Genomic DNA, 4,165 nt, shown 5'->3' with positions numbered 1-4,165 from the left:
TAACCTGTTTGCGACGATAACTAGCCATTTTTTTATAATCATAACTGCTTATTTCATTATCATCTAAAAATATTCTTCCAGAATCTGCTTTATCAACGCCACCAATAATGTGCAGCAATGTTGATTTACCACAACCAGAAGTCCCAACAATTCCAATAAATTCATTTTGTTCAACTGTCAAATTTAAATTATCAAGGACAGTTAAATCATTAGCATCATGATATGTTTTTTTCAAATTTTCAATTTTTAATCGTGTCATATCCTTTCCCACCTTTTGATTAGATACAATAAAATAACAAATTTTTAAGATTTAAAGACTTCAATTTCATCGGTGTAATACTTTTCAGCAAATGGCTTGAAATGCCAAAAAGCATCTTGATTTTCAGGACGGATAATTAAATCTGCATAATTGTTTTTATAATACTGGTCAGCTAATACTTCTAAGATAACTTGTTCATCAATGGTATCATCGGATAACAAATCATTAATGGTTTGATTTACAGTAGTGTAATATAAACCGTTTTTGGATGCAATCTGTATATGATTCTTTTTACATTCATCTTTTGAAAGAACATATATCTGTGGTTCTGTTGTCCAATTACATAAACCTAAATATTCTGCAGCCGATATCAAACAAAGAACGTATTCTGTACCTGTTAAAACTTTCCGAAAGTATTGAGATTTGTACTGGCTGGCGTTCCATGCAGGAATATCTTCTATAATGTGTGGTGTCATATGGCATTACCTCTATTTGATTAAAAACAATAAAATAACATATTTTAAAATTATTAAGATTCAAAAGCTTCACTAACCATTTTAATCAATTTCCTTTTATATTATATAATATTATTAAAATTATTTATATTATTACCTCTACTTATAGTATATCATAATGTTTTTAGATATCAATATACATTCAAAAAAGTATTGATAAAATCGCTATTTTTCAATGCATAAGTCTTTTTTTGCTCTACATTTATATAAAATTACAAACTTTTATAATAATAATTAAGGGGATTAATTAATTTTAATCAATCCTCTTTCATTATGACCAGTTCTTTTGGTGATTTGATCTTGCTATATTCAGTTTCATCAAATTTCTGTTTACACGCTTAAAAAGTCGCTACAGTTCTTTTCTATCACTATCAACTACTTGTAGCTGGTTTATACTTAAATCATGTCATATCTAAGATACAAAAAAGCTATTTGCTTTAATAAACAAATAGCTATTTACGCCATAATGACGGTGAAAATAATAATAATAGTGGGAAAATTTCTAATCTTCCAGCAAGCATATCAAATGATAGAACAATCTTTGATAAATCACTTAAAGATGAAAAGTTTCCAACTGCCCCAACGACTTCTAATCCTGGTCCAACATTATTAAAACATGTTGTTACTGCTGAAAAAGTTGTTTTAAAATCAAAATTATTTAAGGCTACTATTAATAAAGATACTGCAAACAATGCCAAATATACTGCCAAATAAGCATGAATGTTACGATTTACATTTTCATCTACTGGTTGTCCTTCAAATTCAACAGTTTTAATACTATGGGGATGGACTAGTCTTCTAATTTCATTACGTGCATTTTTGAAATAAATAACTATACGTGAAATTTTTATTCCACCACCTGTTGATCCTGAACAAGCACCAATAAACATCAAAGCCAACAATATCATTTGTGAAAATAGTGGCCAAGTATCATAATTATAGCTAACATATCCGGTAGTAGTAATGATAGATCCAACTTGGAAGCTTGAATATCTAATTGCCTGTAAAATTGAATCATACATTGGTAAAGTATTAATTGTAATTAATACGATTGCTCCAAAGATAATTAATAAATACCAGCGTAATTCTTCACTTCGCATTACTTCTTTAATACGACCTAGAATTGCAAAATAAATTAGATTGAAGTTAATTCCAAATAAAATCATAAAGACTGTTAAAACGCCTTCAATATAAGCACTATCCCAATACATAGCACTATTATTTTTAACCCCAAAACCACCTGTACCAGCGGTTCCAAACGCCATCAATATACTATCGAATAATGACATTCCACCAAATACTAATAAAATGATTAAAATAATAGTTAAAACTGCATAAATGACATAAAGAATTCGAGCTGTTAATTTAACTTTAGAAACTAATTTACCTACTACTGGCCCAGGTACTTCAGCTTTTAAAATATGTAAAGATCTACCTGAAGCAATTGGAACAAACGCAATTACAAAAACTAATATTCCCATTCCACCTACCCAATGAGTGAAACTACGCCAAAATAAACCAGTATGGCTCATAGCTTCAACATTAGTTAAAATTGAAGATCCGGTTGTAGTAAAACCAGAAACTGTTTCAAAAACAGCATCTACATAAGAAGGAATTTCACCACTTAAGCAAAAGGGAATTGCTCCAACTAAAGAAACAAGTATCCACCCTAAAGCAACAATAACGAATCCTTCACGAGCATAAATATTTTTTTTCTTTGGTTCTTTTTTAGAAATCAAAAAGCCAATAACAATAATTGCAATTCCAACACCGGCATAGTATACGCCTGTCTTTTCTTGATAAATTAAAGATACAATTACCGGAATAAACATCAATATTCCAGTAATCATCAATAATTTTCCAAGTGCATAAACAATCATCTTTTTATTCATCTTAACTAGCTCCTTAAGATATCATTAAGACTTTTCATTGTTATTCCTTTTGAAATAACAATCACATGATCGTCTTTTTCAATAGTAGTATTTCCTTTAGGAACAATTATTTCATCACCACGAGAAATTGTAGCAACTAAAACATTGTTATTTAAAGATAATTCATTTAATGTTTTACCTAAGAATTTGATCTTTTCAGTAGCTACAAACTCACTTGCTTCAACTTCACCATCAACAAGTTTATATAATGTTTTAACACTTGAATCGTCATCTTTATTCATCTTAGCACGCACATAACGAATAATCTGTCCCGCAATTATTTGTTTTGGTGCAACAATACTATCAACTTTTAAGCTATCAGTTAATCCAGTAAAGTTCATTCTAGTTACTTTAGCAACCGTTTTACGACGATATAAGTTTTTAGCATATAATGAAAGAATCAAGTTTTCTTCATCCAATCCCGTCAACGCTAAAAAAGCATCAGTATTTTCGATTCCTTCTTCAAGCAAGATTTCTTCATCACTACCATCAGCATAAATAATAGTAGCAAATGGTAATTTTTTTGATAACTCTTTACAACGTTCTAAATCCTTTTCAATTATTTTAACTTTAATTCCAGCAATCGCTAAAAACTTAGTTAAATAATAAGCAATTTTTCCACCGCCAACAATTAAAACATTTTTAACACGATGGGTATTGATTCCAACATCTAAACAAAAATGAACTAAATCACGATGTGCTCCCGTAATATGTAAATGATCACCAGCTTTAATCATATAATTACCATCTGGAATTATAACTTCTTCATTATGGCTTACAGCACAAACTAAAATATTAGTTTTAGAAACATTATGTAGTTCACTTAACGAAACACCTACTAGTTTACTTTCTTGATCTACATAAAATTCAGCTAATTCAACTTTACCACGAGCAAAAGTTTCTACTTTTACTGCTGATGGGAAAGCTAAAGCTCTTCGAATTTCACTTGCTGCCTCTAATTCTGGATTAATAATCATTGAAAATCCTAATTGATCACGCATAAAATCACGTTGTCTTAAATAATCTGGATTTCTAACTCTAGCAATCGTATGACGAGTTCCCATCTTTTTAGCCATTAATCCAGCTAAGATATTTAATTCATCAGAAGCTGTAACACAAATAATTAAGTCAGCATCTTCAACACCAGCCTCCATTAAAATGTCATATGAGCCTCCATTTCCAACAACACCAATAACATCATATTGATTTACAACATCATCAATTTTTTGCCCATTTGTATCAATGACAACAATATCATGATCTTCATTGGACATGTGCTTGATCAAAGTCTTACCAACTTTCCCAGCACCCAAAATGATAATATTCATAATAAAAAAACATCCCCCTTGATCAATGTCATTAAGTTAAGATGACAAATTTTTAGCCAGGAGCTATATAGAAAATATATTTTCTCCTGGTTATATTTTTATTCAAGCTAAAAAAGTGTAGTCTTGAAACTA

4 protein-coding genes are annotated in these 4,165 nt (G+C 29.9%); all 4 read right to left on the bottom strand.

Features of this window, described 5'->3' with window-relative positions; translation table 11 throughout:
- Positions 1-259: ATP-binding cassette domain-containing protein (locus tag B5F09_RS14235; protein ID WP_087374990.1), on the bottom strand; the 259-nt coding region annotated here is incomplete at its 3' end.
- Positions 260-303: 44 nt separating this feature from the next.
- The gene (locus B5F09_RS14230; protein ID WP_087303539.1) at positions 304-735 is read right to left on the bottom strand and encodes a hypothetical protein; all 432 of its coding nucleotides are present in this window, start codon (positions 733-735) and stop codon (positions 304-306) included.
- A gap of 491 nt (positions 736-1,226) precedes the next feature.
- Positions 1,227-2,666: a TrkH family potassium uptake protein gene (locus B5F09_RS14225; protein ID WP_087374989.1), complete on the bottom strand. Its 1,440-nt coding sequence runs from the start codon at positions 2,664-2,666 to the stop codon at positions 1,227-1,229.
- A gap of 5 nt (positions 2,667-2,671) precedes the next feature.
- Entirely contained in the window at positions 2,672-4,033 is a 1,362-nt protein-coding gene (gene trkA / locus B5F09_RS14220; RefSeq protein ID WP_087374988.1) for a Trk system potassium transporter TrkA, read from the bottom strand.
- Between the last annotated feature and the right edge of the window lie 132 nt (positions 4,034-4,165).

The sequence above is a fragment of the Erysipelatoclostridium sp. An173 genome (genome assembly GCF_002160495.1).
Taxonomy (GTDB): Bacteria; Bacillota_I; Bacilli_A; order Erysipelotrichales; family Coprobacillaceae; genus Thomasclavelia; species Thomasclavelia merdavium.
This window is presented reverse-complemented; position numbering and strand designations above follow the sequence as displayed.